Here is a 26207-nt window from a genome sequence, read left to right as displayed (position 1 = left end):
CCTTAGCCGCTAGGCTCCGACGGTGGGGTGTCTACTCTGCGTCTCTCACGATTTAAACATTGGCAGGTATTGCAGCATCCAGTTCAGCAATTCTTGCGCCGGCGCGGCCAGTGGTCGCCCGGACTTCACTAGCAGCTTTGCCTCAACCCCCAGTAACAGCGGATGGTTGATCAAGATTGCCGCCAGTTGGCCCTTTTCGATTTCCCGGTAGGCCGCGAACTCCCCTGCCAACGAAGCAAAATCCCCTGAGGCCACTAACCGCTTGAGTGCGGCCAGTGAGTTGCTGATCAGCGTCGGGCGGATTTCGATCTTCTCGGCATACTCCAGCAGCTTGATCGCGTGCCCGATACCAAACGTCGTCGGTGTCAGTACCAGTTTGCAGCCGAGAATATCCTCGACACTCACTACCGTTCCGCGCACCGCCAACGGATGATCGGGGCGCACCAGCAGCATCACCGGCTGTGACGACGCGGCGCGATAATCGATGTGCGGATGTGCGGGTGGGTTATAGGCCAGGCCGATGTGCGCGCGGTTTTCCGCCACTTCGTTCAACACATCGTCCACCGGCAGGATATCCAGCGTGACATCGAGCTTGGGGTATTGCTTACAGAAGGGGGCGAGCACGTTGTCTACCAAGGCATCGACATAGCCTTCGCTGATGACGACTCGCACATGGCCCTGCTGCAGGCCCTTGATCGCCTGAAGCTGGTCTTCGAGCTTTTCCTGGTGCGATCGATAACCGCGCCAGAACTCCAGCAGATGCGCCGCCGCCTCGGTGGGCCGCACGCCACGGGCCTGGCGCTCGAACAGCTGCGCACCCAATTCCTCTTCCAGCAGTTTGATTTGACGGGTGATCACGGAGGGTGAGGTATTGATGCTCTCCGCCGCGCCCCGGATCGAGCCGTGCACCAGCACCTCGTGAAAGTAGCGAAGTCGTTGTTGATTGATTTCCCGCATGCAGGTTTACCCGTCAGAAAATTGCGTTGCCTGTAGAGCAACAGTATACGAACTTAGTTGCTATTGCTGGAGTTTACAAGTCGGCGCACCATTCCTTGGCAAGAACGTAGGCCAACAAAAATAATTGGAGACTCGTATGCCAACCTTTCTGGCGCCGGCAAGAAGTGATGCCATTCATGCCCTCTACCACAAGCTCAACTGGCGGCTGCTACCGCTGTTGTTCATCGGCTACGTCTTTGCCTACCTGGATCGCATCAACGTCGGCTTTGCCAAGCTGCAGATGCAAAGTGACTTGGGTTTGTCGGATGCGGCCTATGGCGCGGGCGCGGGAATTTTCTTTATCGGTTACGTCCTGTTTGAGCTACCCAGTACCCTGATGCTGCCACGCATCGGCGCGCGTAAAACCTTCAGCCGTATTCTCGTGCTGTGGGGCATCACATCGGCCTGCATGCTGTTTGTGCGCGACGTGCCGACGTTTTATGCCATGCGTTTCCTGCTGGGTGTATTCGAGGCCGGGTTTGCCCCGGGCATGATTTATTACCTGTCCCGCTGGTACGGCCCGAATCGCATGGCGCGGGCGATTGCAATCGTGTTCATTGCCGGGCCCATTGGCGGCATTCTTGGCGGTCCGTTGTCCGCCTGGTTGATCACTGCATTTGCCGGCGTGGGCGGCCTGGCCGGCTGGCAATGGATGTTTCTGATTGAAGGGTTGCCGTGTGTGTTCTTTGGCATTCTCATGTATTTCGTTCTTTCCGATCGACCGCTGGACGCCCCTTGGCTGAATGCGACAGAAAAGCACTTGCTGGAAACCGAACTGGGCGCGACGGCGGCGCGCAGCCATTCGTTCCGGGCGGTGTTGCGCGACCCCAAGATCTACGTGCTGGCGTCGGCGTACTTCTGCATCATCTTTTCGATCTATGCCATGAGCTTCTGGCTGCCGGCGATCATCAAGGCCCTGGGCGTCAACGATACCCGGCAACTGGGTTGGTATGCCGCCATTCCTTATGTCGGCGCGGCCCTGGGCATGTACTGGATCGGGCGCCGCTCCGATCGGGTGGGCGAGCGGCGCTACCACTGCGCGGTACCCGCGGCCATCGGCGCCCTCCTGTTGATCCTTTATCCCTTCGCCGGCGGCAACCTGTTGCTGTCGCTGGCGCTGCTCAGCCTGTCGATCAGCATGATGTTCATGGCCTACACCGTGTTGTGGGCAATGCCGTCCGAGCACATCAAGGGCGATGCGGCGGCAGGCGGTATTGCCTTGATCAACACCATCGGGCTTTGCGGTGGTTTCTGGGGGCCGGCCATGATCGGCTGGGCAAAAACCGCCACCGGCAGCCTGAATGCGGGGGTTGTTGCAGTAGGCTGCGTATTCCTGTGCGCGGCCTTCGTGATCATTTCGACCAAACCGCGAACGCGCGGCAGTTCGGCCCGCGAATACAGCATGGGTTGAGCAATCCCGTGTCACTGAAATCAAAGAGGAACCGAAAATGCTTTTATATCTATCGACCTGGGCCGAGATCGGGGAATTTCTCGAGCGCAGCCGTACCATCGTGATTCCGATCGGCTCCAACGAGCAACACGGCCCTACCGGCCTGCTGGGCACCGACTGGATGTGCCCCGAAATCATTGCGGGCGAAGCGCAAAAAAGCGCGGACATCCTGATTGCACCGACCTTCAATATCGGCATGGCCCAGCACCATATCGGCTTTCCCGGCACCATCTCGCTGCGCCCGTCGACCTTTATTGCCGCGATTGGGGACTGGGTGCATTCGCTGGCGGCTCATGGATTTGAAAAAATCCTCTTCCTCAATGGGCACGGTGGCAACGTCGCGTCGATTGAGGCGGCATTCTCCGAGCTCTACGCCGAGGCCAGTTTTGCCCGACGCCCGGCGGGGTTTGCGCTGAAGTTGTGCAACTGGTGGGACCTCGAAGGGGTCGGCGACCTGGCCAAGGAACAGTTCCCGACCGGGCACGGCGTTCATGCCACGCCGTCCGAGATTGCCGTCACCCAATGGGCCTACCCAGACTCGATCAAAACGGCCGAGTACTCGCCGCGGATAGCGCCGTGGGGGCCTATCCGTGAAGCGTACGACTTCCGCGCGCGCCATCTGGATGGCCGCATGGGCTCGGACCCGGCGCAGGCGACACCGGACAAGGGGCGCGATCTGGTGATGATGGCCGCGCAGAGCCTGATTCGCGAAGTCGAGGCTTTCAGTCACGAGCCGATCCCGGGCTGACACAGGTTTCAACCCCATCAACTTCGCCAGCGCCCGGTCAACCCGGGCGCTGGCATATTTGCAGTGAAGAGAGAAGACCATGAGTGAACATGACATCCATATCCGTCTCAACGACCTTGGAATCACCTTGCCCATCACCACCGCGCCGGCCGCCGCTTATGTGATGAGCGCGCAAAGTAGCAATCTGGTTTACCTGTCTGGGCACATTGCGAAGAAAGACGGTAAGGTATGGGCGGGAAAACTGGGTGATACACTGACCACTGAAGACGGTTACGCGGCCGCACGTGCGACGGCGATCGACTTGTTGGCGACGCTGTACGCGCATCTCGGCGATCTGAATCGGGTCGTTCGGATTGTTAAAGTGATGAGTCTGGTGAATTCGACCCCCAGCTTCACTGAGCAACACTTAGTCACCAACGGCGCATCGGAGCTGTTCGCCGAGGTGTTTGGCAATAGGGGGAAGCACGCCCGCTCGGCATTTGGCGTGGCGCAGATACCGTTGGGGGCGTGCGTCGAAATAGAGATGACCGTTGAGGTCAGTTGAAGGTGATGGCAACGCAAGAGGGGGTGAAGTTGTTCGCCCCCTCTTTGTTCTTAAAACAGCTTCCAAGTGTAACTGATGACCAAACGGTTCTCGGTGATGCCCGTGCGGTAGTTGGAACGCGCGACGGCATTGCGTATGCGTACGGCGAGACCCTTCAGCTGGGGCGATTGGAACGTGTAGCTGAGGTCCAGATCACGTTCCCGGTCCTTGCCTTCGTAACCTGCGGCTGTCGTCACGTTGTTGCCGGTGACATAGCGAGCACTGGCCAGCAGGCCGGGCACCTTCAGGGCGGCGAAATCATAGTCATAACGCAGTTGGTAGGAGCGTTCGTGGGTGGAGACGAACTCATAGGTCGGCAGTTCATTGCCCAGTGCGCTGACATTGAGAAAAAGCCGGGGAAAGGGACTGTCGCCATACATGCCCTGGTAACCGGCATAGAACGTATGCCCTCCATGCTTGGCCGAGAGCAAGGAGAAGAAGGACTGGTTGTCAATCTTGCCGACCAGTTTTCGACCTTCCTCTTTAGCATCGTAGTAACCGATATTGGCGCCCAGCACCCAGTCTCCCATCGGCTGGCTATGTTTGAGGCCGAAGAAGTTCTGGTCGTAGATGTCCTCCAACTGCGAGAACCAGGCGCTCACGGTGCTGCGTTCATCGTTGAACGTGTAATCGGCGCCCGCGTAGTTGAAGGCATCACTCGACACCTGACCTTGTAGCTTGTTGCCCAGCAAGGCCTGCAGTCGGCTTTCGCCGGCCTCGTTGCGCAGGCTGGTCGAGGTGAGATGCCCGCCTTGCAGCGTCAGGCCGGGAACTTCAGTGCTGGTAACGCTCGCGCCCTGGTAAGTCGGCGGGAGCAGCCGAATATCGCTGAACACCAATGTTGGCAGATTGGGTTGCAGCTCACCGAACTTCAGTACGGTTTTGGAAATGCGAATCTTGGCCGCGAACCCCAGCCGAGCATATTCGTCAGCGGCTTGGCCGTCGCTCTTTACCGGTAATAGCCCCGTGTTAGTCAGACCTGGACTGCTATCGAGCTTGATGCCGAATTTACCGACAGCATCCAAGCCAAATCCAATCGGTCCGGGCGTATACCCGGACGCGAAGTTGAGAATGAAGCCCTGGGCCCATTCCTGTGACAATGACTGCGTTGTTCCGTGGAGATCGGAGAAGTCCCGGCTGAAAAAGTAGTTGCGGGTCTGCAAGGTCGCCGTGGACTGTTCTAGGAACCCGGTATCGGCGCCATGTGCCAGGTTCACACCGGCGAAGGTAAAAAACAGCGCACACAGCTTGCCTGTATTTCTGGTCATATTTTCAATTCTCGTTTTTATTAGACATGACTCTCCCGTAGGCCCTTATTCGGGGCTTGCGGGTATGCAGGGGAGGTATGACAGCCAGCAACGTACTGCTCAGGCAGGCGCTGCGTTGTCGAGAGTCATGTTCGCTGCATTGACCAGACGCAGCAAGAGCAACTTTATTCAGGTAGCGTTGCTCTGCAGGCAACGAAAAGTGAGGCGGCGATTAGCCTGATGTATGGATTTTGAGAATTAAAGCTGTCGCAGACGCTCCGCAAAATTTGCAGCCTCCAAGATACCTCCAAAGCCACGCAAAACTGTCGCAACCTCTCAACAAGCCTGCCCAACGCATTGCTCTTGAGAATTAAAACTGTCGCACTACGTTCGTGATACTCAGGATGAGATCAATGCAGCCATTTTCAGGTTCTCCTATCTGCTAAAACTTGCCTCAAGCTAAATCTGAACAGAATTGAGTGACGGAAATGAAAAAAAAGCCCGACAGCGTCGGGCTTGAGTGAGGTGTTGCCATGGGGCGAGTCAGCTCATGAAGCAAGCAACTCGTCCTTGAGTGACAGGAGCAGATACGGTGTCTCTGGGTCTGTTTCCACCAGGTTTAGTGTCAGCTCCAGAGAGGACTGCTTCGTGCGACGGCGTGTGTGCAGCCGCTGGTAGAGCCCGAAATGAACCTGCTGAGCATCGGGCTGCCGGCTATGGGCTTTGCTTACGGCGTGCAACAGATCCAGCAGCCGACTTTCGTAGGTTGAACCACATCGGTGCTGATTGCTCTGCACCGCTTTGTCCCAGGCCCGTGGCGTGACGGACAGTGAGTACTTCATCTTGCTGACGCGATCTGGGTTCGGTTGTGGGGACATGAGATTTCTCCAGTTCAGAGAAATCACCGCCCCGGCCGGGAGGTGATTTCCCGGTGACGGTTATTGAGGCTTTATCCAGCCTTGAGTATCAGTAGGTGCAGCAGGTGACGCCTGTATCGTCGAGAGCCTTTAACACAGGCACTCGCCATCTGGGTGAAACCAAAAAGCCTTTCAGCTCCGTGGCTTGTCGACGAGCAAGATTCGCCGATTCGTAGGCCTCTATATGCATGTCCTCGTTGGCTTGTGCGAGCAGTGCCTGTATCCGTGCTTCAAGCGCATACGCTTCATCAGTCGTACGACAAGGACGTCGCCAAACGATCTCAGAGGGGCCTACAACACCTGAGAGCACCCGTTGAACATCAGCGCGTGCACAGATCACAGGGCCTCGTTTACAGGCCTCGGACGGGGTGTAGTAGACCTCTACCGTTCGCGGATCGAACGACTCCGCTGCACTCAGTTTCGGATACGCATGCAGCTCCTCGAACCGTGAGGTACAGAGCACAATGGCGTCTTCAATTAGACCCGCATGCCCCACCTCGTACGCGCCGGTGACTTGGTAGTAACCCACACGCGGCGCTTCTTCCGGCAAGCGCATGACACCGCTGCAGATGATCGTGAACTGCCGCTGAAACGCGTCCAGGCGCAGAAACGAATCGGGGACGTAAGGGTTCCGAATGAACGGAAACGGTAGGCACAGCACATTCAGTAGCTTTCCCATAAAGCTCTCCTGGGGCGGGACAACGCTCGCCCCATAGGGCGAGAATCCCTATGGATGGATGTGGGGTTGAAACCGTGGTCAGGAGCCGTGGAGGACACCCAACATCAATGGAGCCGCGTGACGACGATCAGCCGCACGAACGCATGTGGCCTGTTCGTAGCCGGAGCCGCAGAGTGAGGTATCTGTCTTGCCGACCTGACGACAGATCAGCGGCCTGACAGAAGGTGTTGGGTGGGCATGGCGGACAAACACCACACCCATGAAGTGAAGGCCGACCAGCAGCGGGCATCGCAGGGATCCGGTGTTCGATCACCGTGTCAGCTTCTGCGCTGACGAGGTAAAAGGTGAGCCGTTGAGGCTCTTTGCAGCAGATATTGGGCATGACGATTCTCCAGATTCATGAAGCGGAACGCGGAGAACACTTCGCCCGGCGGGGAAGGATTCCCCGCGTGGGTGGGTACAACGGATGGTGTTACGCCAGGTACTTGAGTCCAGAAGTGACCAAGCCGGAAGATACACCGGCTGCGGCGCCTATGATCAACAAGAGACGTATCGTCAGGTTTTTGCTCAAGGTATCCACCTTGGCGTCAAGCTTCACGAGGCTTTTCTGAAGCTCGGAGATGTCGATCTTCAATTCGGCACGAAGCACCGCGAGATCAGTTTTACTCGCAAGGGTTGAGGTCATCTCTTTCTCCATTGCCTCAATGACGGCAGTAGCGTGTACTTCTGGAACGTTGGATGCGACCAACGCTTTGTATAAAACAGTTTCCATTTTCATGGAGCCTCCAAGATTAAGGGAGGACCTGGCCCATACGGGCGAGGCCCGTATGGGGGAAACAGTGAAGCAACAGCAGAGCTTCCATCGACAGCAGTCGATCGGTCGCGCTACTGGAAGCGTTGCGACCTGGGGAGTGGATCAATGCGCAATGGCGCATCGTAGCTTCCCGGATCCAAGCTACATGGGCATGGTGCTGACAGCGTCAGCGGTACGCACCGACACAATGACCAACGCTGCAGTGGGCTGTCAAAACCCCAACTGCTACAAGCTTTTTCAGGATCTTGGCGCAGCTACAGAGCGGGGAAGAGGACTACAAATCAGACTCTGCGATTCGCGTCGGATACTGACTGGTCGACTAGTCGGGCTTTGCCGCACGATGCGTATGCAGTGCACGGCAGCCCTGAAAAGCCGCGACCCTGGTCAATCAGAGTGCGCCCAGCCTGGCGCTTCGGTAATCTGCGGGTACTGTGGAGTCAACCGTGCCGTACAAGGACGAAACCGATGATCAAGCGTATTGGTGAGACAGAAATCAAACCGGTTCACAACGCTTCCTGCCACTGTGGGGAGGTGGTGCTTGAGCTGGAACTACCGAACGGCGTGGTTGATCCGAAACGATGCAACTGTTCACTTTGCAAGAGGCGAGGCGCCGTTATGGGCACCGTTCCCCTCACGGGCCTGAAGATCCTGAAAGGGGCCGACGTGCTGAAGAGTTATCGCTTCAACACCCAGCAGGCCTGCCACTATTTCTGTTCCGTCTGTGGGGTGTACACCCATCACATTAGGCGAATCGATCCGTCACAGTGCGCCTACAACGTTGGCTGCTTGGACGGTGTTGACCCTGCAGACTTGGGCATGGTGCCGGTGAGTAACGGACGTAACCACCCGTTAGACAAAAAGTAAGCTGACCCAAACGGATGAGAAGATGCCCCCATCGCTACTAAACGATTTAAAGGTGGCGGCTGAACGCAGGTTAGTAGGCCGATGACTAGGCCCGGCGCGCACGAAGGCGCCCTGCGCACGGCCACCATAAAGCGCAGGTCGTCGGCCCTATGGTCGCTATCAGCTGCGTCATGACCTTTCTGTTCTCGGGACACACCGGCATCTGTCACGCGCAGCGGATGGGCCAGGGCAAGCATCTCCGGCCCTGTTCACTCACTCCCGAAGAAGTTGCTGCCATCGCACCCGGTGAAGTCCACAGCACTATCAAAAACAGCCGCTGAACCTACCAACTGTTGGGGGCCGGCCAGTGAGGACAGGTACAGCACGGCATGGGTCTTATCGGCTCCCCGGGGATAATCGATCAGATAGTCCGGACGCCCGTCACCATCCAGGTCACCGGCCCAGCGCAGGTAGCTGGGCGGGGATGCCAGGCATTCACTCACATCATCCAGCATCTGCCGTACGCCCGGTTCTCGCAGTTGCAGCCTGATCCGCTTGCGATCCCTGTCGAGCAGTGGCATGAGGGTAATGGTACGCCCGGCGGCGACCGTTTCGAACGACTCCGTCGAAAGGTTTACAACTGCCGCCACGGGTCCCTCAACGGAGGCAAAGGTCAGTACCGGGCCGGGTTTGAGCCAGGCATGAGCCTTGTCCCGGCGGAACCAGGCTTCAACGACTGGGGGCGAGTCCGATCCGGTGTTCGAGAAGTGCAGCCGCTGCAGAACCATCTCCATGCTGTCTCTGTTGTTCGGCACATCGCTGACGCTTACCTGCGCCGGGAGCAGGCTACAGCCACTGCCGTCACACTGAAATGACAGCCAGTCGCTGCCTGCCACTACCGGGTCGGAGGTGGTCACATCGTTGCCCACCACCATGACCAGCTTGCCTGAAAAGGTGCCGTCATCCAGGGCCACTGCGCTCTTGCACACCAGCAGGCTCGCCGTGAGTACCAGAAAAGTGAGTTTCATTATCGGTCCTCCTGCAGAACAACACTGTGGTCATTGGGCAATCTCACCACTTGATACTCAAGACCTAGGGAGCCTGCGGAGAGCACCGTGGTCCATTTCAACGTCTGCGGATCAAACCAATCGGTATCGTAGTGCCCGCCATTCGGTGCGCGGGCTTCGACGACCCAGCCCTTCATCACCAGGTCGTCGCTCACGGCAAGTACCCTGCGGTCCTGACCAAAGGCAGGCAAGCCGGTGTTCGGTTGACGCAACCAGTGCGCACCATCTAGGGAGGATATCTCCATCGGATAAGGGCCATCACTTGCCGCAAGGGGCAATATCCCAAAGCGCACGACTCGCCCGTCCGCCAGGATAAAGGAGGTGGCCTGGGTGAAAACACTGGGGGCTGACTCGCTCCAGCGCCCATGCTGCGGGTCGAATGTCACATAGGTAGCGACACTGTCGAAATCCCCCAAGTCCTGGAATTCATCCACCGCCTCGGGCCGCTCGGAGTCCGGCGAAAACAGCGCCAGCCCATGCGGTTGGGATTCGCCGCCGACAAAGACAATTCGCCCGTCGCCTATCTGGCGGATCTGCATCGGGTCAGTGGCCGAAGGCCGGCGCAGGTGCTTGAAAGCCGGCCACGCCACCCGCTTCAGGGATGCAGGGGTAGTACTGCTATCCAGGCTGATCTCATGAATTTCGCCTGCCGCATTAACCTCCAGCAGGTTACCGTTGGCCAGGGTCGTCAGCGCATTGATAACCGAGGGCGCTGTGCCATCGACGCGCTGCCATTGCGGGGGATCGTCAGCCTTGCCGGGGGGAAGCCACTCCATCAGGTAATGCTGCGGGGGATCGCTTTTTCTGAAATTGTCCAGGTTGCCATCCATTATCAGCACGCCGCCATTGAAGCGGTACGCCCGGCCCCTGTCGTGAGCGGCCTGCATGGGCGATACCGTGCCCAGACGGCCGGAGGTGTCGATGCTATCAACCACATTCAGGCCTGAACCGCCCATCACCATTGCCGGCTCGCTTGCCGTCGCCGGCAAAAAAACCGCGCCTTGCCGGTGCAGCGACAACAACTGCGGCGGCACCGCAACGGCTTCCTGGCGAGGGAAGAGCGTCTGGCGCAATGCAACCGGATAAAGGCTCTGGTCCCCCAGGCATTGAGAGTGCTCAAAGGAGCCTGATTCAGCCCAGGCATAGAGGCGACCAGCCGCCTGAAATGGAAAAACGGCGCACCCGCCGTATTGTGAACTCATACCGGACGCCAGCACTTGCCACGTGTCACGCTCGGGGTCATACCCCAGAATGTCGCCGCTAGTGCCTGCAATCATCATCAACAGGCGGCCATCACTGCCTGGCAAAACCATCGCACGATGCCCTGTGTTGCCAGAAGGCATGGGGGCCGCCGGGACAAAGCGGCCCGTTGCGGGGTCCAGGCGCTCTACGGTCCGTGACCCGTTGCTCCCCCCCGCCAAATGCGTAAAGCCACCGGAGACAAGCACACCGCCATCGGCAAGGGCCGTGGCATTGAGCTCGGACCGTGCCTCAAGCATTCTCGGGCCGTCACTCCATTGGCCGGTCTTTACATCGAGCACGTAGGTCTGGTCACGACAGGCATTACAACCACGGTACGGGTCATCGCCGCCTCCAAGAATCATCAAATTGCCTGGGCCAACAGTGGCCAGGCCATAATCGTTTCGGTAGGCAACCGCGAGCTCGGGCATCTGCGTCACCTGCAGGGTGCCGTCGACCACGCTGATGGTCTCTACGTGCAAATGACGATCGGCCTCCGTGCGCCAGACGTGGCCCAACATGGAAGGGGATAGCACGACCTTTTGCGAAGGCGGCTGGGACTCGCGGTATTCGATGACATGACCCAGCGACTTGCCATCATTGGCGACAAACCCGAACAACGCCATCTGGCGCCCCGGGCAGGAGTCGATCCACAGCCCAACGATGCCCGTGGGTAACCGTGCCTGCCATTGCAGCAACGCATTTTCCGTAAGGCCATCCATGACAATCGGGCGCTGCGTCAACTGGCCTGTCACGGGGTTCCAACTGTCCAACGTCGTGGGGGCTGCCACACAATGGTAATCGGTGGACGACCACTTCCGGCTATCTTGCCCAAGCCACTGAAAAGCCCCGGAGGCATCCGGCGTCATGGCGCCGTCGCCGGTGATATGCACCGAAGGCAATGGCGCAAACGGCAGCGTCTGGGCAACACCTTCGGCCCCGTGGGCAAGGGCCCCCGTCAGTATGCACAACAGCAACCCCGCCAGACCAAGCGGCAGACGGACTGACAAATCCCTGATCATGGGACTTCCTTATTGAGAACGTTGGTTGATCGCGTCGATAGGACGCTGTGCCTCAGCCGGCCAGCGGTTGAGTCAGTGAAGTGTCACCGGGAGTTTCTCGCGCCCGCCCTGGGTCCAGCTGCCCGACAGGCTCCCGTCGGCCGTAACCCTGAGGTCGAACACCTCGGATCCCCCATCGGCAGGATCAAGGCGCAGTAGAATATGCCCCGTGCCCATTCGGGTGAGTGTTAGCGGAATGTGCTGTTTGTCGCGGTTGTAAAAATAGAACGGCTGCCCGTCACCGAAGATCATCAGGCTGATCGGCAGCTTGTCACCCAGCTCGCCGACATAGAGCCCGTCATGCAAGCCCGTGGTGGCCCTCAAGTCACAATCCGTCTGCTGCGAGAGCAACAGACAGCGACCGTAAGAAGTCAGGCCGGGGGCCAGCTCGGCGTAAGTCTCGCTATACGGCAAATCCATGAGGTCATCCAGCGCCTGGATCACGTGGGGGAACTCACACCCCTGAAGCAAGGTCAGTTTGCCGCCCGCCAGGTAGAAATCATTACGGGTCAACTTGCCGCGAATCATCCGTACACGACATTCCCTGTAACTGCTGCGCTGAGTCTCAGAGTCTTCATGACCGTCATCCGATCCCGGCGAAGAGTCGGCCCTGTCCGGCCTTTTCAGGAGTTCATCGATAGCTGCCAGACGCGCACGGAGCATGCGCTTGTCCAGGCGCCCCATGGCGGCGGGGGTGAGCAGATCGACAAGTTCGATCCGCTCGCCACTCTGAAGATCGAAGACCACTGGCCGACTGCTGTAACTGGGATGAGCGCCCATATAGTAGTCATTCAATTCCAGCGACAGATAGCCCGGTGCTTGATCCAGAACGGAATAACTCAGCCCGACGGTACCCGTTTCCGGATCCTGCTTTTCAAATGGCGATCGCGTGTACTTGCCATCTATCAGGCCTAACTGACTGTATTGCAGCCAGTTATTGATGCGCAGCGCGACATTCGCTGGCGTACCGACTATCAGAGGAGTGGCAAAATCATCCGCTTTTTCCGGATAGAGACGGGATTTCAACTGCTCCACCTTGAGCGCTGAAAAAACCAAGCCAGGCCAAAAAATACTCAACAGCGCAATCAGAGCGAACGCTCCACGCATGACTCACCACTCCCTGGGCCTGTGCGCGACAGTCTAGCAAGTATTCATGTCCGGATGGGGCCTCTGGCGGTGCCACAAACGAAGACAGTGTAAGCCGCCGGGCTATCCAACAATAGCTAGAGGTGCGACTTGACTCCCCGTTACCTACAAACCCAAGGAGTTCGAACATTACGCCCACCTATGGATTCCCCTGGTGAGCTGGTTTGGGGGGCCACATCACGACTGCTTCCTCCACCGCGAAGGCCGTCCGTGCCAGTTCCACATTGAGTGCAGTCAGCGACTCGTGTTGATGGGTGTTGTGGTTCAGCTGAGTCGTACACTACCTTGGGTTTCTTGTCTCGGTCCGAGCAGGTGTCAGGCAATTGCCTGTGGGGCTTTGAAAGTCAATTGAACGGGAAGTCTCGCTTCCCGTTCATCAAACGTTTGAACGCGGTCAGCCGTTGACGCTGACTACCTGTCCATCCAGTACTGAGTCCATCCTCAGCTGTGCCAACTCAATCAGATGCACCACACCCATCGCCACCTTGCGGTTCGAACCGGTCTGGTTGTCGGCGTGCTCATAGGCCGTGGCCGCCGCGGATTGCAGAATTGAGTAGACGTTGGCCAGGGCGTCTTCCTGGTTCCCGGGTTCATGCAGATGATCATGCAACACGGTGACAGGCGTTGGTTTGGCACCTGCCTTCGGACCGAGGTTGTAGTGAGACAGCGCCCGGTCGGCGATACGAGGGTCGATGCTTTCGATGTTTGAGGTTGCAGGCGGATTGGGGGTAGGTTTGAACATGTGGCGTGACTCCAAGTCAGTCAATGAAGTGAGCCGCAACCATCGCTACTAAACGATTTAAAGGTGGCGGCCGAACGCAGGTTAGTAGACCGGTGACTAGGCCCGGCGCGCACAAAGGCGCCCTGCGCACGGCCACCATAAAGCGCAGGTCGAAAGACATCGCCTTGCTGAAGGGGGCACTTTGCGCCTAGTCAAACGGCGGGCTACTAAACCCGATCACTGATGAGCAGTGACGGCTCGAAGATAGCCACCGATATGGGCAGGCGCAAGCGGTCAGGATTTTCTAGGAAATTTCACTCAAGGGAAAGAGAGAACTCTTGCCGGCTCCAGTGAGAGACCGTGAGCACCACTGACCCTGTGTTCGATCCTGGTGGTTAAAAGGGGCCGCTGAAGGATGGCAGCCTTCGAGCCAACATGAGCGTTGGTAGTAGAAGGTTGATCACCCCATCGCTGTACAGCAGCATACCGCCCGAGCCACTCTCTCTCCTTTACATCGCTGCCAGGAGGCCTATGACCGCCGATCTTGATCAACTGCTGAAAGGCGTACGCGATGAGCAGTCCTTCATCCGATTTCTAGAAGCCCTTGGCTCTGATTTCGCTCAGGAGCGTTTCTTGGAAAAGACCTCGGCATCTTCTCCCTATGGATCGGGCGCCTTGGGATGGGAGAACGTTTCTGTGGATGCATTTCTCGATGCTGCGGCCTCGTGGGCAACGGCCAGTACCAGGTGCTCCCCGACAGATGCTCCCGTGTCAAATGTCTGGCAACGCTGCGCAAGTATTCTTTTGGCCGGCAAATTTTATGAGTGAGTATGGGGCTGCCACTTGAAGGGGGGGGCGAACCTCCAATTGTGCCCGCATCGCACAGAAGGCAGTCGAGCACCAGGGGCTATCTCATTGATACGAAGTAGTCAGTGACCCGTGTGCACATGACTTTGCACCGTAAGCCGGCGAACCAGTCTCTTCGATCGACCGTTGTTCGTGCTTTTCTTGAGCGGTTTCGCCGGCAAGGGCGCTGCGGATGTGGGGTTTCAATGTCGATCGCAAGGTGTATTGCCCGGACGGTTACGTCGCTGGGTTTGTTCGGAGAAAATATTGTTGGCATCGATGGCGGTAAACTCAAGGCCGTCAACAGCTGTGACCGCAATTTCACTGATGCCAAGCTACTCCGGGGCCTAGATGGCCAAAAGATGGCCATTCGACTTTACCTGTCTGAGCAGTCCGGATATTGTGGTAGCCGATGCAAGCCATCGGGCCAATGGAGTGGGTATGTCACCTCTGTCTTGACCGCATTCGAGCTGGGTCATTATGGAGTTGGTAAGAGAATGGACTGGGAATCTCTTTTAGATGGGCTCTGGAGCTTTGCAGGCTCGGATCCAGATGAGCTGAAGACGAAAATTCGCTCATGCCTTTACGGTCACTCCTCAGAGGGGCTGCTGGAGGCCATTTCGTTACTGGTCAACCAAGGGCAGAGCTCTGCTGCTAGAGCGCTCCTTAGTGAGTTCTTGAAAAGCCACCACGCCGTAGGTGAAATACAACGCAGGCTTGAGTTTATCCTGCATGTTCAAAAACGTCGAAAGCCATCAGTGCTGTCGCTGAAAAGCAGGCAAAAAGGTAAGGAAATACTGCTGCGTGAGGTAAACGAGCAGGTAGCTGCATCAAAATTTCAAGCAGCCGAATCCTTGCTGTTAAAGGCACTTGAGTTAGATGAAAACCCTGAGTGTTTATACCTTTTGAGTCGTGTGTACATGTTGCAGCGACGCTCTAGTGATAGTGCGGAGGCCATGCGGCGTGCACAGCTACTAGAGCGTCAACAAGAAGCGTTCATTGAGCCTGTAATTGATGTTTGGGGGGATGAACTCCCCACCGTGACCGATCTGGCATTCATCAACTCTATTGCGATGAGGTTGACGTCGCTTGAGAGCGACTCTACCGCTGTCTGTGAATCCGCAGGCAACGCTGACGAGTCTTTCCAATTTATCCAGCAGGCTGCTGTTGAATATCCGTTACTAACTGATGAGGCTGTTTTGGATGAGGCGGGCACAACATCCCTGCATTTTCATGCAATCAATGGGGCGACGAGCAATTCAGCAACAGTCGGGTTATATGGAAGTACTCTGGAGCCTGAGCAGGATGGGGCCCTCACCAGTACTGCGAAACCAACGCTCAGGCTGGCAGCCCGAAAAGCCTATATATTACTCCATGAAAAAAATGAAATTAGAGTCTTTACTAAGCCCTCATGTGCGACTTCAAAGAGACTCGATGGCAATGCTAACACCCCCGAGAGAACACCCCCTTATATATCTATTGTTCAAGCCAAGGCCGTCGAAACACTTGTCAAACCATCAGAGGCGGAATTGCTCGATCAGATTGGCGAGCTGGAAGGATTTTGCGGATTCAATTACGAGGACGCAGTTGAACTGAGTCAAGAGTCACAACTACGGGAACTAGAGAGTGGTTCGAGCTTTGGAGAGCTGACAGACGACTTTGATTTAGATGATGATTTTCAAGGTATGACGCTCTTCGAGTCCATCGAAGAATATGAATGTGAAACTAGCCAGCAAGAGAGCTTTCTTGACCTAGAGGACGACTACGCCGCTTACGCTTTTGATCCAGATGAGGTGTTCGACGGTGATGAGGACGCTGTAAAAAGTCCGTCAGATCAGCTGGACAGTCTGAGCCGTGAGGATCGGGCTCTACAGAAGGCGGTAGAACTGATAGGAAAGGCTAACTGGGCGCATAGTGCTTTGCCACTGATTCAGCAGATATTTGTCATGAGTGGTTGGGGGGCGACCCGTCTTGCGCTAGAGCGGGAGATAGACAAGGGATTAACCCCTGGAGAGCTGATTCTAGCAGCACATATAAAAGTAATCTGGGCCGGGAACGATATTTATTGGATATCGTTTGATAAGACCGGTAGTAGTCGTTTGTCCCATCATGTGCTCTCTTGGCCAACAGCGCTATTAATTGTCCGGTCTTTTCAGTCACTGCCGCAAATTGAAGAGGTCGAAGTTTTCCTTGAGCAGCTATTTGCGTCATGGTACGAAAACATGACGCTGCGGCGAGTCTTCAAAGCTTTTGCCCGTTATCTCTGGTTCCGCTTCTCGAATCTTGAGGGCTGCCTGCCGCCGGACCTGCCGTTTGATTTTGGCTCCCCTTACGAGCTGGCTGTCGAGGAGTTTAGCGATCTTGGGTTAGAGGATGAGCTGGAGGTTGAGAAAACCAATTTGCTCCGGGCATATGGTGTTTTTCAAACAAAGCACCCTCAAGAGTCCGGTTGTTACTTCAGCGATCAACCCGTTTGCTCAGAAGAGTCGGTCGTCGTGCCAGTCTGTGCTGCTGATGAACACGCAAGTGAGGTCATGGCGGGCAGTGAGGAAATCTCAGAGTCTATTAGTACACAGAAGCTCAATACCAAGGCTAGCACAAGGACCTTAGCTTGAGTAAGGTCACTTCAGCAAGGGCGCCTTACTGCTGACTCCTGAGGATGGGGCAAAGCTGATTCGATCTCTAACAATCCAATCTCGCTATATAGATAAGGGATTAGCACATGAAGCCTCTAAGACTTACTCATGTACCCGGTTGCTGGGTCAGCCAAAAGTCGCCCAGTGGCCAAGATGAACGCAAAGGCATTGTCAAAATAGCAATCGAGGCCACTGGTCAGCTGCAAGTGCATTGGTTCAGTCCGGAGAGAAAGCTTGCCTACGTCGATGCTATGGCTGTTCGCTCAGGTTTTCAGAATGGCATGGATGTAGTGGACAATACTCCAGGCACTGGCGTCCGCTCGCTGGGTCAGGGTGTCGTCATGCAGCAACGTTTATTGGCGGGCAGCGAGCAGGTACTGGTAGACTTTCCTGAGGCCGGGAAGCGCCACTGGATGCCTTATCAATATCTGCGCCAGGTCAAAGGTGTTAAGCATAAATTTGTCACCGCTCATGTGTGTGAGCCGAAAGATGCAGAGCGTCTGCGCCTGCGAATGTTGGCTCAGGCAATCAAGGTGTGGAATGAAAATACCGGCGCGCTTTCGCATTTAGAGATTGAGCCATTACCGCATCAAATTCACTTAGTGCACCACATCCTCGCATCGGGCAACTTCAACTGGTTGATTGCGGATGATGTGGGGTTGGGTAAGACCATCGAAACAGGGATGCTTCTGCATGCCCTTCGACAGCGTGATCTGGTGAAACGCATCCTCTTGATCACTCCAGCAGGTTTAACCAAGCAATGGCAAGAGGAGTTGTACCACAAGTTCAAATTGGAAGATTTCGAAATATATGGTGAAGACTTTTCCATCAATGAGCCTCGCCAGTGGAAAATGCATGACTGCGTCATTGGCTCGATGGATCGGCTGAAGCAGGCGGGCCATCTCGAAAATTTACTGCAAGCTGAGCCTTGGGATCTGGTGATTTTTGACGAAAGCCACCGTTTGAGCCGCCGCCAATATGGCCAAAAGCTGAACAGTTCTGAACGATACGAGCTTGCCAAAGCACTACGTAGTCAAGCCAAGCACATGTTGTTGCTCAGTGCGACGCCGCACCAAGGCATGCAAGATAAGTTCGTGGCTTTACTGGAGCTACTTCGGCCTGAACGCCGTACTGATTTGTTGATGCTTAATCTGAAACCGGAAATTCTTCGCGATATGGTTTTTCGCAATCATAAGGCGGACGTGACTGATGCTGAGGGTAACTTCATCTTTCAAGGTAAGATCACTAAAGCTTTACAGGTAACAAGCAGTGTCGAGTCCATCGAGTTCGATAAGACCCTGCAACGCTATTTGCGCCAAGGCTACGCTGTTAGCGAAGCAATGGGCCGAGCTGGTAATACGATTGGTTTCGTTATGACCGTTTATCGAAAATTGGCGGCCTCCAGTGCTGCTGCGATACACCGCGCACTCTGCAATCGCCTTCAACGACTTCTTGACGGTGTTGTGGATGATGTTTCATCAGATGAAGCTCGCGATGAGCGCTACCTAGGAGAGTGGGAGGAGCAGTTCGCTAGCGACTCTCGTGAATTCTTTGCTGGGGAGGTACAGCTGCTCAAAGACCTCATCGAAGAGGCTGCGGCGCTAAAATCCAACGACCTGAAGCTAAAGCTTTTTATTAACGAGATTATCGATAAGATCCACTCGAACAATCCTGATGAGAAAATTTTAGTTTTCACCGAATATCGCACTACTCAGAGCTATCTCTGTGAAGCTCTCACCGAGCGGTATGGGGATGATCAAGTAAGACTCATCAACGGTTCCATGCAGCATGCCGAGCGGCGGGAAGCTATCAAAAGCTTCGAAGACCAAGCCCGCTTCTTGATCTCGACTGAGGCCGGTGGTGAGGGTATCAACCTCCAACGCAGTTGCCACATCATGGTCAACTACGATCTTCCCTGGAATCCTATGCGTCTAGTTCAGCGAATTGGCCGCTTGTACCGATATGGACAGAAAAAGAAAGTAGTTGTTTTCAATATCCAGCAAACGGATAGCCTGGATCAGTCTATTGTTGACTTGATGTACGAACGTATCGATAGTGTTGTAATTGATCTCGCTCAGGTGCAGCAGAATGAGTTTAACGATGGGCTGAGGGACGAGATCCTAGGAGAGCTGGCTGAGTTGGTCGATGTCGAGGATATCCTGTTTCAAGCGACCAAACTCGGTATTGAACGTACCCGTGAGCGCATTGACGAAGCACTGAATCAAGCAAAAACTGCGGCCGCCAAACATAGAGAACTTTTCGCCTATGCCGCCACCAGTGATCCTAATGAGTTACGGAATGAGTTGGTGATCACGCTCGAGCACCTCTACAGTTTCGTTTTGGGTATGTTTGACCAACTCGGCATTGAGTTGGCAGAGCGTACTCATAAAGACCGGTTACTAAGAATTCGACTTCCTGAGCAGGTCATGCTTGAAATGGGGTTGTCATCCAGAAGCTCTCCGCGAATGGATGCTACCTTGGATCGCCTATTGGCTGCTAACCGCCCGAATACTCACATGCTGGATCTCAACTCCAAGCTAATGCAGTACCTGCTTGGCAAGGCATGTCAGTATGATTTTGGTGGTCAGGTAGCTGCAATCGTCACCCCTGAGCTGGGGGAGGGGGCTTTGCTCGGTGCTATGCTGCGTTGGCAGGGGCCACAAGGGAAACGGTTGCGCCAGGAGTTTGTGTTAGTTCAGGTTAACGGGAGCGATGCCCGACTGAATCCATTAATTGTGAGTCAATGGCTGCTCAACCCTACTATTCATTGTGATACCGGCTTGGATGCTCAAGTCTCCAAAACGTTGTTCAAAGCAGCAGAAGAGTTAGTCAGTCAACGCTTAGCCGAGACCAGCAACCACTACATGATCCCGGAAAGTCTCGATTGGGTCGCCGCAGGCTGGATTAAGACTGACTAGTATTTCCATGGAGGTCAATCACCAATGTCTTGCGTGAGGATCTGGTCGTGCTGCGTAAAGCTGGCACGTCTGATGAGAAAGCGTTGCGATCGCCTGATGAGGCTATGCGGCGGATCTAAATTCATCAGGATGTTGAATCCCTACAAAATTTGTGCGATACGATACTAAACGAAGCATCACTAACTGCATGGAGGCGAGGATGGGGTTTTACGCACGGCTACGTGAGAAAAGAAATGATGACGAACACCTGCAAAAGTGTGTGGAAAACGTCGTCGATCAGCTCTCCACTGCAAAGGATCCCAATAAGCCGGGGATGCTGCTTGGAAAAATTCAGTCAGGTAAGACGCGAGCTTTTTTAGGTGTTATCGCTCGTGCTTTTGATCGAGATTACGATATCGCCATTGTTTTAACAAAAGGAACACGGACCCTCGCCAGTCAAACCGTAAAGCGTATCGGGCGAGACTTTAAAGAGTTTATCGAGAACGATGAAATCGTACTGTTCGATATCATGGCCGCCCCATTGCCCCTCACCAAATCTGAACGCAGACGGAAAATAGTAATTGTCGCCAAGAAACAGGTGCAAAATCTAGATAGGATTCAAAAACTTTTTGAGGTGGATCATCCTGAGCTAAGAGATCGCCGCGTTTTACTTGTTGATGATGAAGCTGATATGGCAAGTATTAGATTTACCAAGAGGCGAGGCGAAAAAGCATATGAACAAGGCACCATCGCAAATCAGATGGATGCGTTGCGCGGCAGTATAAAAGATGTGTATTTTCTCCAGGTGACTGCCACTCCCTATGCGCTCTATTTGCAGCCAGATAATTATGGGGGGGCAAGCGAAGCAGAAGAGGTTTTTTATCCAAAGAGACCTAGCTTTACAGAGTTGCTGCCTATACATGACGCCTATGTCGGGGGGGAAGCATATTTTGGGGGGTATGGGGCAGATGATCCGCGTCATTATCTTTATATGGAGGTTGAGGGGAGAGAGCATGACGCGCTGAGATCTAATGATGGGCGAACTATCAGGGAGGATCGTTTATGGACTAGTGATAACATTAAGGCTTTACGTCTTAGTCTTGTTACTTTTTTGTTGTCGGTCGCAATTAGGCGACGACAACAACAGGAGTTGGATCAGCCCCTTCAGAAATATGCGATGATTATGCATAATGATACTCAGAGAGAGGCTCATAATTGGCAGTGGGAAACAGTTGAGAAATTGCGTAATGCATTTGAGGAAGCTGTTCAACAGAGGGATCGTCGCCTTCGGGATGTTTTTGATGAGGCCTATAGTGATATTAGCAGATCTGTCGAAGCTGATCGCGGGCATCTCCCGGATAAAAAGCAAGCCTATTTTGATGTGTGTAAGCTGATAGATGACGGTGAGCTTAATGTGCAGCGCGTAAATTCGGATGTTCAACTTGAGCCTCTTCTTGATCCTGAGACGGCGGAGTTAAAACTGAGAACTAAAGCTAATATTTTTATTGGGGGAAGTATCCTGGATCGAGGTATTACCGTTCCCAGTCTCTTGGCTTTTTATTACGGTAGGAATCCTAAGAGGATGCAAGCTGATACAGTTCTCCAGCATTCCCGGATGTATGGTGCGAGGCCTCAGGCCGACCTTGCTGTAACCCGGTTCTATACCTCCAGAGACGTGTATTCAAGATTGGTCCAGATACATAGTTTGGAAACCGCTCTTCGCGAAGCGTTTGAAGATGGGTCGCACGATCAAGGTGTTGTTTTTATCCAAAATGATGCAAAAAATGGAATTATACCCTGTGCGCCCAGCAAGATATCCCTCAGTGATGTGATTGCTATAAGGCCAAATGAAATTTTGACGCCTACTGGATTTAATACGGTGGCAAACACTCATCTGAAAAAACTGGTCAAGGAAGCGGAAAAGCTCATTCCACAAGAGTGCATTGGAAACAAGATATTCTCTGAGATTGATCTTGAAGATGCAGTAGCGCTTCTTGACATAATTTCCAACTCCCTGGTGATGGACGGTGCGCCTGGGTTCGACTGGGATGCTATGAAAGGGTTACTTCATTACTACGCGAATAAGGCCTCTGGAAAAATATTAATTTTGGTCGAGGAGGGACGACAGCTATCAAAATCGGCATCTGGCGATAGGTCCGGGTTGTCTATTCTCGGTACTGCGGAACTTCGTAATTTGGTGAAAGCGCCAACTAGATTGGCACCGGCCCTTGTTATTCTGAAGCAAGAGGGTGGCCCGGATCTTGGATGGAAAGCGGGGCCATTTCTATGGCCTATGCTAGCGAGCCCACCTCGAGCTAAATCTTGTGTGTTCGCAACAAAAACGACTGCGTAACTTGTGTCGTTATTTGCTGATCGAATGACTAGAGTTGAGTTTGCGTCGATCACAAAAGCATCAGGTCAGCACTCGCTTGGGGGATATACTCTTGAGCGAGACATGAAAAATGTCTTCGAGATCAGCAACATGATCGACTTGGCGGTCGCTGTGGGAGAATAGGCGATAGCGGATATCCAAGCGCCCGCCACTGCCTCATGCGGCTATAGGTTCAACCGTGAAGACTGCGTGATGAGCGGTTTAGGTCAATTGTCGTGGAAATTCAAGTATGGTGGACAGTATCACTCCTGCAGAACGTAGCCATGTCATGTCGCTGGTTAAGGCGAAGAACACCCGGCCGGAGATGGTGGTGCGCAGACTGGTTCATGGGGCCGGCTTTCGATATCGCCTACATGGCGCTAAGCTGCCAGGGAAGCCCGATCTGGTCTTCGCTGGCAAGAGGAAGGTCATTTTTGTACATGGATGCTTCTGGCATCGGCACAAGAATTGCTCTTTGGCACGTGTTCCAAAATCCAATCAGGAGTTCTGGCGAGCGAAGCTTGAAGGCAATAAGGTGCGAGATGAGTTCAATCTCCAAAGGCTGAACGAAGTGGGATGGGAAGCGTTAATAATCTGGGAGTGCGAGTTACGAAATCTGGACGCGCTAGAGCAGCGCGTTCGACTTTTCTTGGCGAGACCAGCTACGTAGTGGCCTGGATAACCTCACCATGAGGGTAGTGCTTCCCTTCCTTGTAGATGATCACATAGCCTGGCAACGCGGTGATTTGCCAATCACTCCCCAAAGCCCCTTTGACCTGGCGTAAAATGTTCCGAACGCTATCCCGCTTGGAGCATAGCCGCACCGAAGCACCCTCAAGATCGAGATGAGGCCTTTTGGATTTGCCACCCCTGTTCTGGAAGCGAACCGTGTAGGCCAACTGATCTTTCAACTGCTTGAGGATTCCCGCCGCACTATGATCTCCCTCCAACTGCACGATTTCGACTTCAAAATCCAGGTCGATTGGATATAGGCTATCAAAGTGCCCTTCCTTGACCACTGACTCGTCTCTGTTGCGTCCGGGATCATTGGAGCCGAACCCACTGAGGTTCCACGCCAGTGGGGTTTCCAAGGCCCGGTAGTGCTTGATGAGTAAATCTTCCAGATCCATGGTGGTGAATACATAGACCCGCACGGCCTTGAAGGTAATCTGCTCTTGGCTCAGATTCAGTCGGGAGCGAATCTTCTTCGCGTGTCGCGACAATCTGCGGCGCAGCCCCGCATCCGCGTCTGTCTTGCCAACATAGATCAACTCGCCATCGAGGAATAATTGGTAGACCCCTTGTGCCTCCGGCGTATTTGAAACCGTTTCCTCTGTTAGTGGCCCCGGCGTCATCTCTGTGAACAGGTTCACCAGTTGCGTTAACAGCGCCGAAGGCAGGTCAAACTCCAGCTCCTTGAAGTACTCCATGTGTTCTCTTTTTTTCACCGCGCCTGATTTACCGCGATGACAGGATCATGGAGTTCACTCCTGATGCCTTCATCACGGTGACGTTGTATTACTCACCCTCGGCTTCGATGAACTGCCCGGATAAGCAGGCCGGTAGAACCCTCAGGTATGTTTCGGCGTCCTGGCCAATCTGCGCCGCAGTCTCGGGACGCTCCGCCAAACTCAGTGCCCAGGCACGTCCCGGGTGCAATACGTCCCAACGTGGTCGCATGCCCGCGTGTCGCCCCTTGCCGGGGTTGTGGTTGCCAAAACCGTCTATCAATGAGTTCCAGACGGGTGTAAACCTGGCGATGATCAGCGATTCACCTAGTGGAATCCAAATGTCGTCTACTACCAGAAAGCGGCAGTGGAAATCTTCAGTATTAAGGTTCTCGGCCGCCTTGATGCTCTCTGCGTGCTCCTTCAGCCGTTTGTGCAATACCTTGCCAGCCGCCAACTCCTGATTCGCTCCCATTCGTGCGCCGGCGGGAACCGCCTTGCCCACATAGATCGGAAGTAGGAACTTGCCGTCATTGTTCAGGCGGGAAATGGCTTGATAGGCCGAAAAGTCGCCCGTGTAGTAGATCGCGTAGATTCCCGCGCCCTCGAATACCGGTAGATCGCTCAGCGGATGAATCTCTTTGCTTAACAAGGCCTCGGCGACACTGGCGCCAAGGTTTTTTTTGTCCAGCGGATTGAATGGAATGACCTTGCCTGTCACGCGCTCTTCCTTTTAATACCCTGTTCGATCTTGGCGAGCCGGGTTAACTCGGCCAATGCTAATTGCTCTGCGACACTGCTTGCCACACGTTGTGCCAGGACGACTGGCACGGCATTTCCAAGTTGGCGCATAGTTTCGGTCCAGCTTCCATGAAAGCGGAAACCGTCCGGGAATGTTTGTATCCGCGCGCTTTCGCGAATGGTGAAGTAACGCACACTTCCGTCGTCCCTTACCAGCATGTTTTCGCCACCAGGAACGCCATGATCTCCTGCTTTCAATGTCTTGGCCGGCAGATCCAACGGGCTTCCGGTATGGCCTGGATATACGCGTGCGCCCGGCTGGAACAGATGGTTAGGTACACGCGAGGCTGCTCGAGATTCTGGGTCGGGGAGACCTTGAATCGCGTCACGCACGGTGCGCCATGGCAATGTCTGCGGTGGTTCCTTGGCTTGGCGCAACTTGGCTACACGCGTAGCAAATTTGGTGGGTCTTTCTGGTTGCGGAATGCCATGGCGCTTCCAATAGGACCCAGTGACCCACTGATCATAGAGCAGCGCGTCATGGCTATGCGTGGGTGCGGGGAATGACCACTCGATGTCAAGATCGTCACGGAAGCCAATGATGAACACACGCTCGCGCTTCTGCGGGACGCCATAGTCGGCCGCGTTCACCAGCGTGGGGATTACGTTGTACGTCAGTCCCTTGCCTTTGCGTTTTCCAGACGTTTTTTCAACCTGCAGACGTGCCAAGTGGTCGGCCCAGTCCTCGTCCTTGTTCGGCGGCAGTTCGGGAAACTCTAATTGCAATTGGATGTAGTGGAAATAGTTCGCGAATGTTGAGCGGGTCAGGCCTTTGACGTTCTCCACGATAAACGCCTTGGGCCGAAGATGGCGGATCACCTCGACGGTTGCGGGAAACATGTCGCGGTTGTCCTGATGGGCCTTATGCTTGCCACCAATAGAAAATGGTTGACATGGAGGACCGCCCGCTAACAGTTCAATATCTTGCGGAATTGAGGACCAGTCGAATTCGCGCACATCTCCCTCGTGCAGATTCCAGCCCGCCAGGATTGGGTAGCCACGTTTCTGGTTTTCTCTCACGGTATCGCAGGCCCATTTGTCCCACTCCACCACGGCGAGGTGCTCAAAACCGGCAATCTCACATCCCATCGCAAGCCCGCCGGCGCCAGCGAAAAGCTCAACCGATTTCATTGCATTACTCCATCACCAGAAACCTGGCTCTTAATCTAACAGTTTAACAGTGGGCGCATGCTTTAGGCCTCTAGACCAGCGGAGGTTGGGCGTCCGTGTGTTCGAGTGGTTTCTCTCGGGGGCTGACATTGGTCTGACGAGATTTCGACCAAGGCGAGCTCCATTCCCACCGCAGCTAAAACGGCCATGAGCTTTCGGCTTCCGAACTCGGAGGTTCGGCCTCGCTCGAAGCGAGACAAAGATTCAGCAGTCACGCCGCTACGTTTGGCAACATCCAATTGCTTCAGGCCCAGTGCGCGGCGTCTAATCGCGACCTCCGCACCGAGTTCTCGCAGTGTTCGCATACGGCACCTCCTAGCGAGCAATACGCCGACGCGATTATTGATGTATACATCAAGATTGGCAAGATACGTGTCTCATTTCAAAGGAGTTTTGTAACGCTCGGCTATTCTGCTTTGGAGTTGGCAGGTTCCTGTTTACCGTGTCGTTTCGAGGCGCACGCGCGTTCTATGAAGGTGACATCCTTGGGCAAGCGACCGAAGGAGTCTATCGAGCGTTGAATGGCA

21 protein-coding genes and 1 pseudogene are annotated in these 26207 nt (G+C 54.8%); 10 read left to right on the top strand and 12 right to left on the bottom strand.

Going from position 1 to position 26207, the window contains the following annotated elements; all coding sequences use genetic code 11:
* Positions 1 to 45: 45 nt before the first annotated feature.
* Positions 46 to 957: a LysR family transcriptional regulator gene (locus M5C56_RS17170; protein WP_103495298.1), complete on the bottom strand. Its 912-nt coding sequence runs from the start codon at positions 955 to 957 to the stop codon at positions 46 to 48.
* 136 nt (positions 958 to 1093) lie between these two features.
* Here M5C56_RS17170 and M5C56_RS17165 point away from each other — a divergent pair, with 136 nt between their 5' ends.
* From M5C56_RS17165 to M5C56_RS17155, 3 genes are all read left to right on the top strand, one after another.
* On the top strand, positions 1094 to 2407 hold the full coding sequence (locus M5C56_RS17165) for an MFS transporter (RefSeq protein ID WP_103495297.1): 1314 nt from the start codon (positions 1094 to 1096) through the stop codon (positions 2405 to 2407).
* A gap of 37 nt (positions 2408 to 2444) precedes the next feature.
* Positions 2445 to 3194 carry a creatininase family protein gene (locus M5C56_RS17160; RefSeq protein ID WP_103495296.1) on the top strand — a complete coding sequence of 250 codons (750 nt, stop codon included), beginning with the start codon at positions 2445 to 2447 and terminating at the stop codon, positions 3192 to 3194.
* A gap of 79 nt (positions 3195 to 3273) precedes the next feature.
* Positions 3274 to 3738, top strand: coding sequence for a RidA family protein (locus M5C56_RS17155; protein ID WP_103495295.1), 465 nt, complete (start codon positions 3274 to 3276; stop codon positions 3736 to 3738).
* A gap of 50 nt (positions 3739 to 3788) precedes the next feature.
* Here M5C56_RS17155 and M5C56_RS17150 read toward each other — a convergent pair whose 3' ends face one another.
* From M5C56_RS17150 to M5C56_RS17135, 4 genes are all read right to left on the bottom strand, one after another.
* Positions 3789 to 5045, bottom strand: a complete 1257-nt coding sequence (locus M5C56_RS17150; RefSeq protein WP_103495294.1) for an OprD family porin — start codon at positions 5043 to 5045, stop codon at positions 3789 to 3791.
* 527 nt (positions 5046 to 5572) lie between these two features.
* A complete protein-coding gene (locus M5C56_RS17145) occupies positions 5573 to 5902 on the bottom strand; it encodes a hypothetical protein (protein ID WP_247263240.1) in 330 nt (109 codons plus the stop codon).
* Positions 5903 to 5990: 88 nt separating this feature from the next.
* Positions 5991 to 6620, bottom strand: coding sequence for a hypothetical protein (locus M5C56_RS17140; protein ID WP_247263241.1), 630 nt, complete (start codon positions 6618 to 6620; stop codon positions 5991 to 5993).
* A 472-nt stretch (positions 6621 to 7092) separates the two neighbouring features.
* On the bottom strand, positions 7093 to 7398 hold the full coding sequence (locus M5C56_RS17135) for a hypothetical protein (RefSeq protein ID WP_100939724.1): 306 nt from the start codon (positions 7396 to 7398) through the stop codon (positions 7093 to 7095).
* A gap of 501 nt (positions 7399 to 7899) precedes the next feature.
* On the opposite strand from M5C56_RS17135, the gene M5C56_RS17130 reads away from it, so the two are divergent.
* Positions 7900 to 8298 carry a GFA family protein gene (locus tag M5C56_RS17130; protein WP_152742339.1) on the top strand — a complete coding sequence of 133 codons (399 nt, stop codon included), beginning with the start codon at positions 7900 to 7902 and terminating at the stop codon, positions 8296 to 8298.
* A 248-nt stretch (positions 8299 to 8546) separates the two neighbouring features.
* Here M5C56_RS17130 and M5C56_RS17125 read toward each other — a convergent pair whose 3' ends face one another.
* The 3 genes from M5C56_RS17125 to M5C56_RS17115 form a co-directional block, all read right to left on the bottom strand.
* Entirely contained in the window at positions 8547 to 9305 is a 759-nt protein-coding gene (locus tag M5C56_RS17125; RefSeq protein WP_103498917.1) for a hypothetical protein, read from the bottom strand.
* Positions 9305 to 11605: a kelch repeat-containing protein gene (locus M5C56_RS17120; protein WP_103498918.1), complete on the bottom strand. Its 2301-nt coding sequence runs from the start codon at positions 11603 to 11605 to the stop codon at positions 9305 to 9307. The genes M5C56_RS17125 and M5C56_RS17120 overlap by 1 nt, the downstream gene beginning before the upstream one ends.
* A gap of 72 nt (positions 11606 to 11677) precedes the next feature.
* Entirely contained in the window at positions 11678 to 12751 is a 1074-nt protein-coding gene (locus tag M5C56_RS17115; RefSeq protein ID WP_103498919.1) for a hypothetical protein, read from the bottom strand.
* Between the two features lie 145 nt (positions 12752 to 12896).
* Here M5C56_RS17115 and M5C56_RS17110 point away from each other — a divergent pair.
* A pseudogene (locus M5C56_RS17110) lies at positions 12897 to 12995 on the top strand (NIPSNAP family protein); the annotation flags it as partial.
* A 189-nt stretch (positions 12996 to 13184) separates the two neighbouring features.
* On the opposite strand, the gene M5C56_RS17105 reads toward M5C56_RS17110, so the two are convergent.
* Positions 13185 to 13532 (bottom strand): hypothetical protein, encoded by a 348-nt coding sequence (locus M5C56_RS17105; protein ID WP_247263242.1) that lies wholly within the window; start codon positions 13530 to 13532, stop codon positions 13185 to 13187.
* 510 nt (positions 13533 to 14042) lie between these two features.
* On the opposite strand from M5C56_RS17105, the gene M5C56_RS17100 reads away from it, so the two are divergent.
* From M5C56_RS17100 to M5C56_RS17080, 5 genes are all read left to right on the top strand, one after another.
* The gene (locus tag M5C56_RS17100) at positions 14043 to 14339 is read left to right on the top strand and encodes a hypothetical protein (RefSeq protein WP_103499500.1); all 297 of its coding nucleotides are present in this window, start codon (positions 14043 to 14045) and stop codon (positions 14337 to 14339) included.
* Positions 14340 to 14458: 119 nt separating this feature from the next.
* Complete coding sequence (locus M5C56_RS17095; RefSeq protein WP_247263254.1) at positions 14459 to 16972, top strand: hypothetical protein; 2514 nt, start codon at positions 14459 to 14461, stop codon at positions 16970 to 16972.
* Positions 16973 to 17505: 533 nt separating this feature from the next.
* Complete coding sequence (locus M5C56_RS17090) at positions 17506 to 19911, top strand: DEAD/DEAH box helicase (protein ID WP_247263252.1); 2406 nt, start codon at positions 17506 to 17508, stop codon at positions 19909 to 19911.
* A 199-nt stretch (positions 19912 to 20110) separates the two neighbouring features.
* On the top strand, positions 20111 to 22243 hold the full coding sequence (locus M5C56_RS17085) for a Z1 domain-containing protein (RefSeq protein ID WP_247263243.1): 2133 nt from the start codon (positions 20111 to 20113) through the stop codon (positions 22241 to 22243).
* A 268-nt stretch (positions 22244 to 22511) separates the two neighbouring features.
* A complete protein-coding gene (locus M5C56_RS17080; protein WP_103499502.1) occupies positions 22512 to 22931 on the top strand; it encodes a very short patch repair endonuclease in 420 nt (139 codons plus the stop codon).
* Here the strand turns inward: M5C56_RS17080 and M5C56_RS17075 are convergent.
* From M5C56_RS17075 to M5C56_RS17065, 3 genes are all read right to left on the bottom strand, one after another.
* Positions 22924 to 23691 (bottom strand): GIY-YIG nuclease family protein, encoded by a 768-nt coding sequence (locus M5C56_RS17075; RefSeq protein ID WP_103499503.1) that lies wholly within the window; start codon positions 23689 to 23691, stop codon positions 22924 to 22926. The genes M5C56_RS17080 and M5C56_RS17075 overlap by 8 nt on opposite strands.
* A gap of 88 nt (positions 23692 to 23779) precedes the next feature.
* Entirely contained in the window at positions 23780 to 24430 is a 651-nt protein-coding gene (locus M5C56_RS17070; protein ID WP_103499504.1) for an Eco29kI family restriction endonuclease, read from the bottom strand.
* Positions 24427 to 25641: a DNA cytosine methyltransferase gene (locus M5C56_RS17065; RefSeq protein ID WP_103499505.1), complete on the bottom strand. Its 1215-nt coding sequence runs from the start codon at positions 25639 to 25641 to the stop codon at positions 24427 to 24429. Before M5C56_RS17065 ends, M5C56_RS17070 begins: the two co-directional genes overlap by 4 nt.
* Between the last annotated feature and the right edge of the window lie 566 nt (positions 25642 to 26207).

Origin of the sequence: Pseudomonas sp. MWU13-2862, from assembly GCF_023242495.1 — a bacterium.
Taxonomy (GTDB): Bacteria; Pseudomonadota; Gammaproteobacteria; order Pseudomonadales; family Pseudomonadaceae; genus Aquipseudomonas; species Aquipseudomonas gingeri_D.
This window is presented reverse-complemented; position numbering and strand designations above follow the sequence as displayed.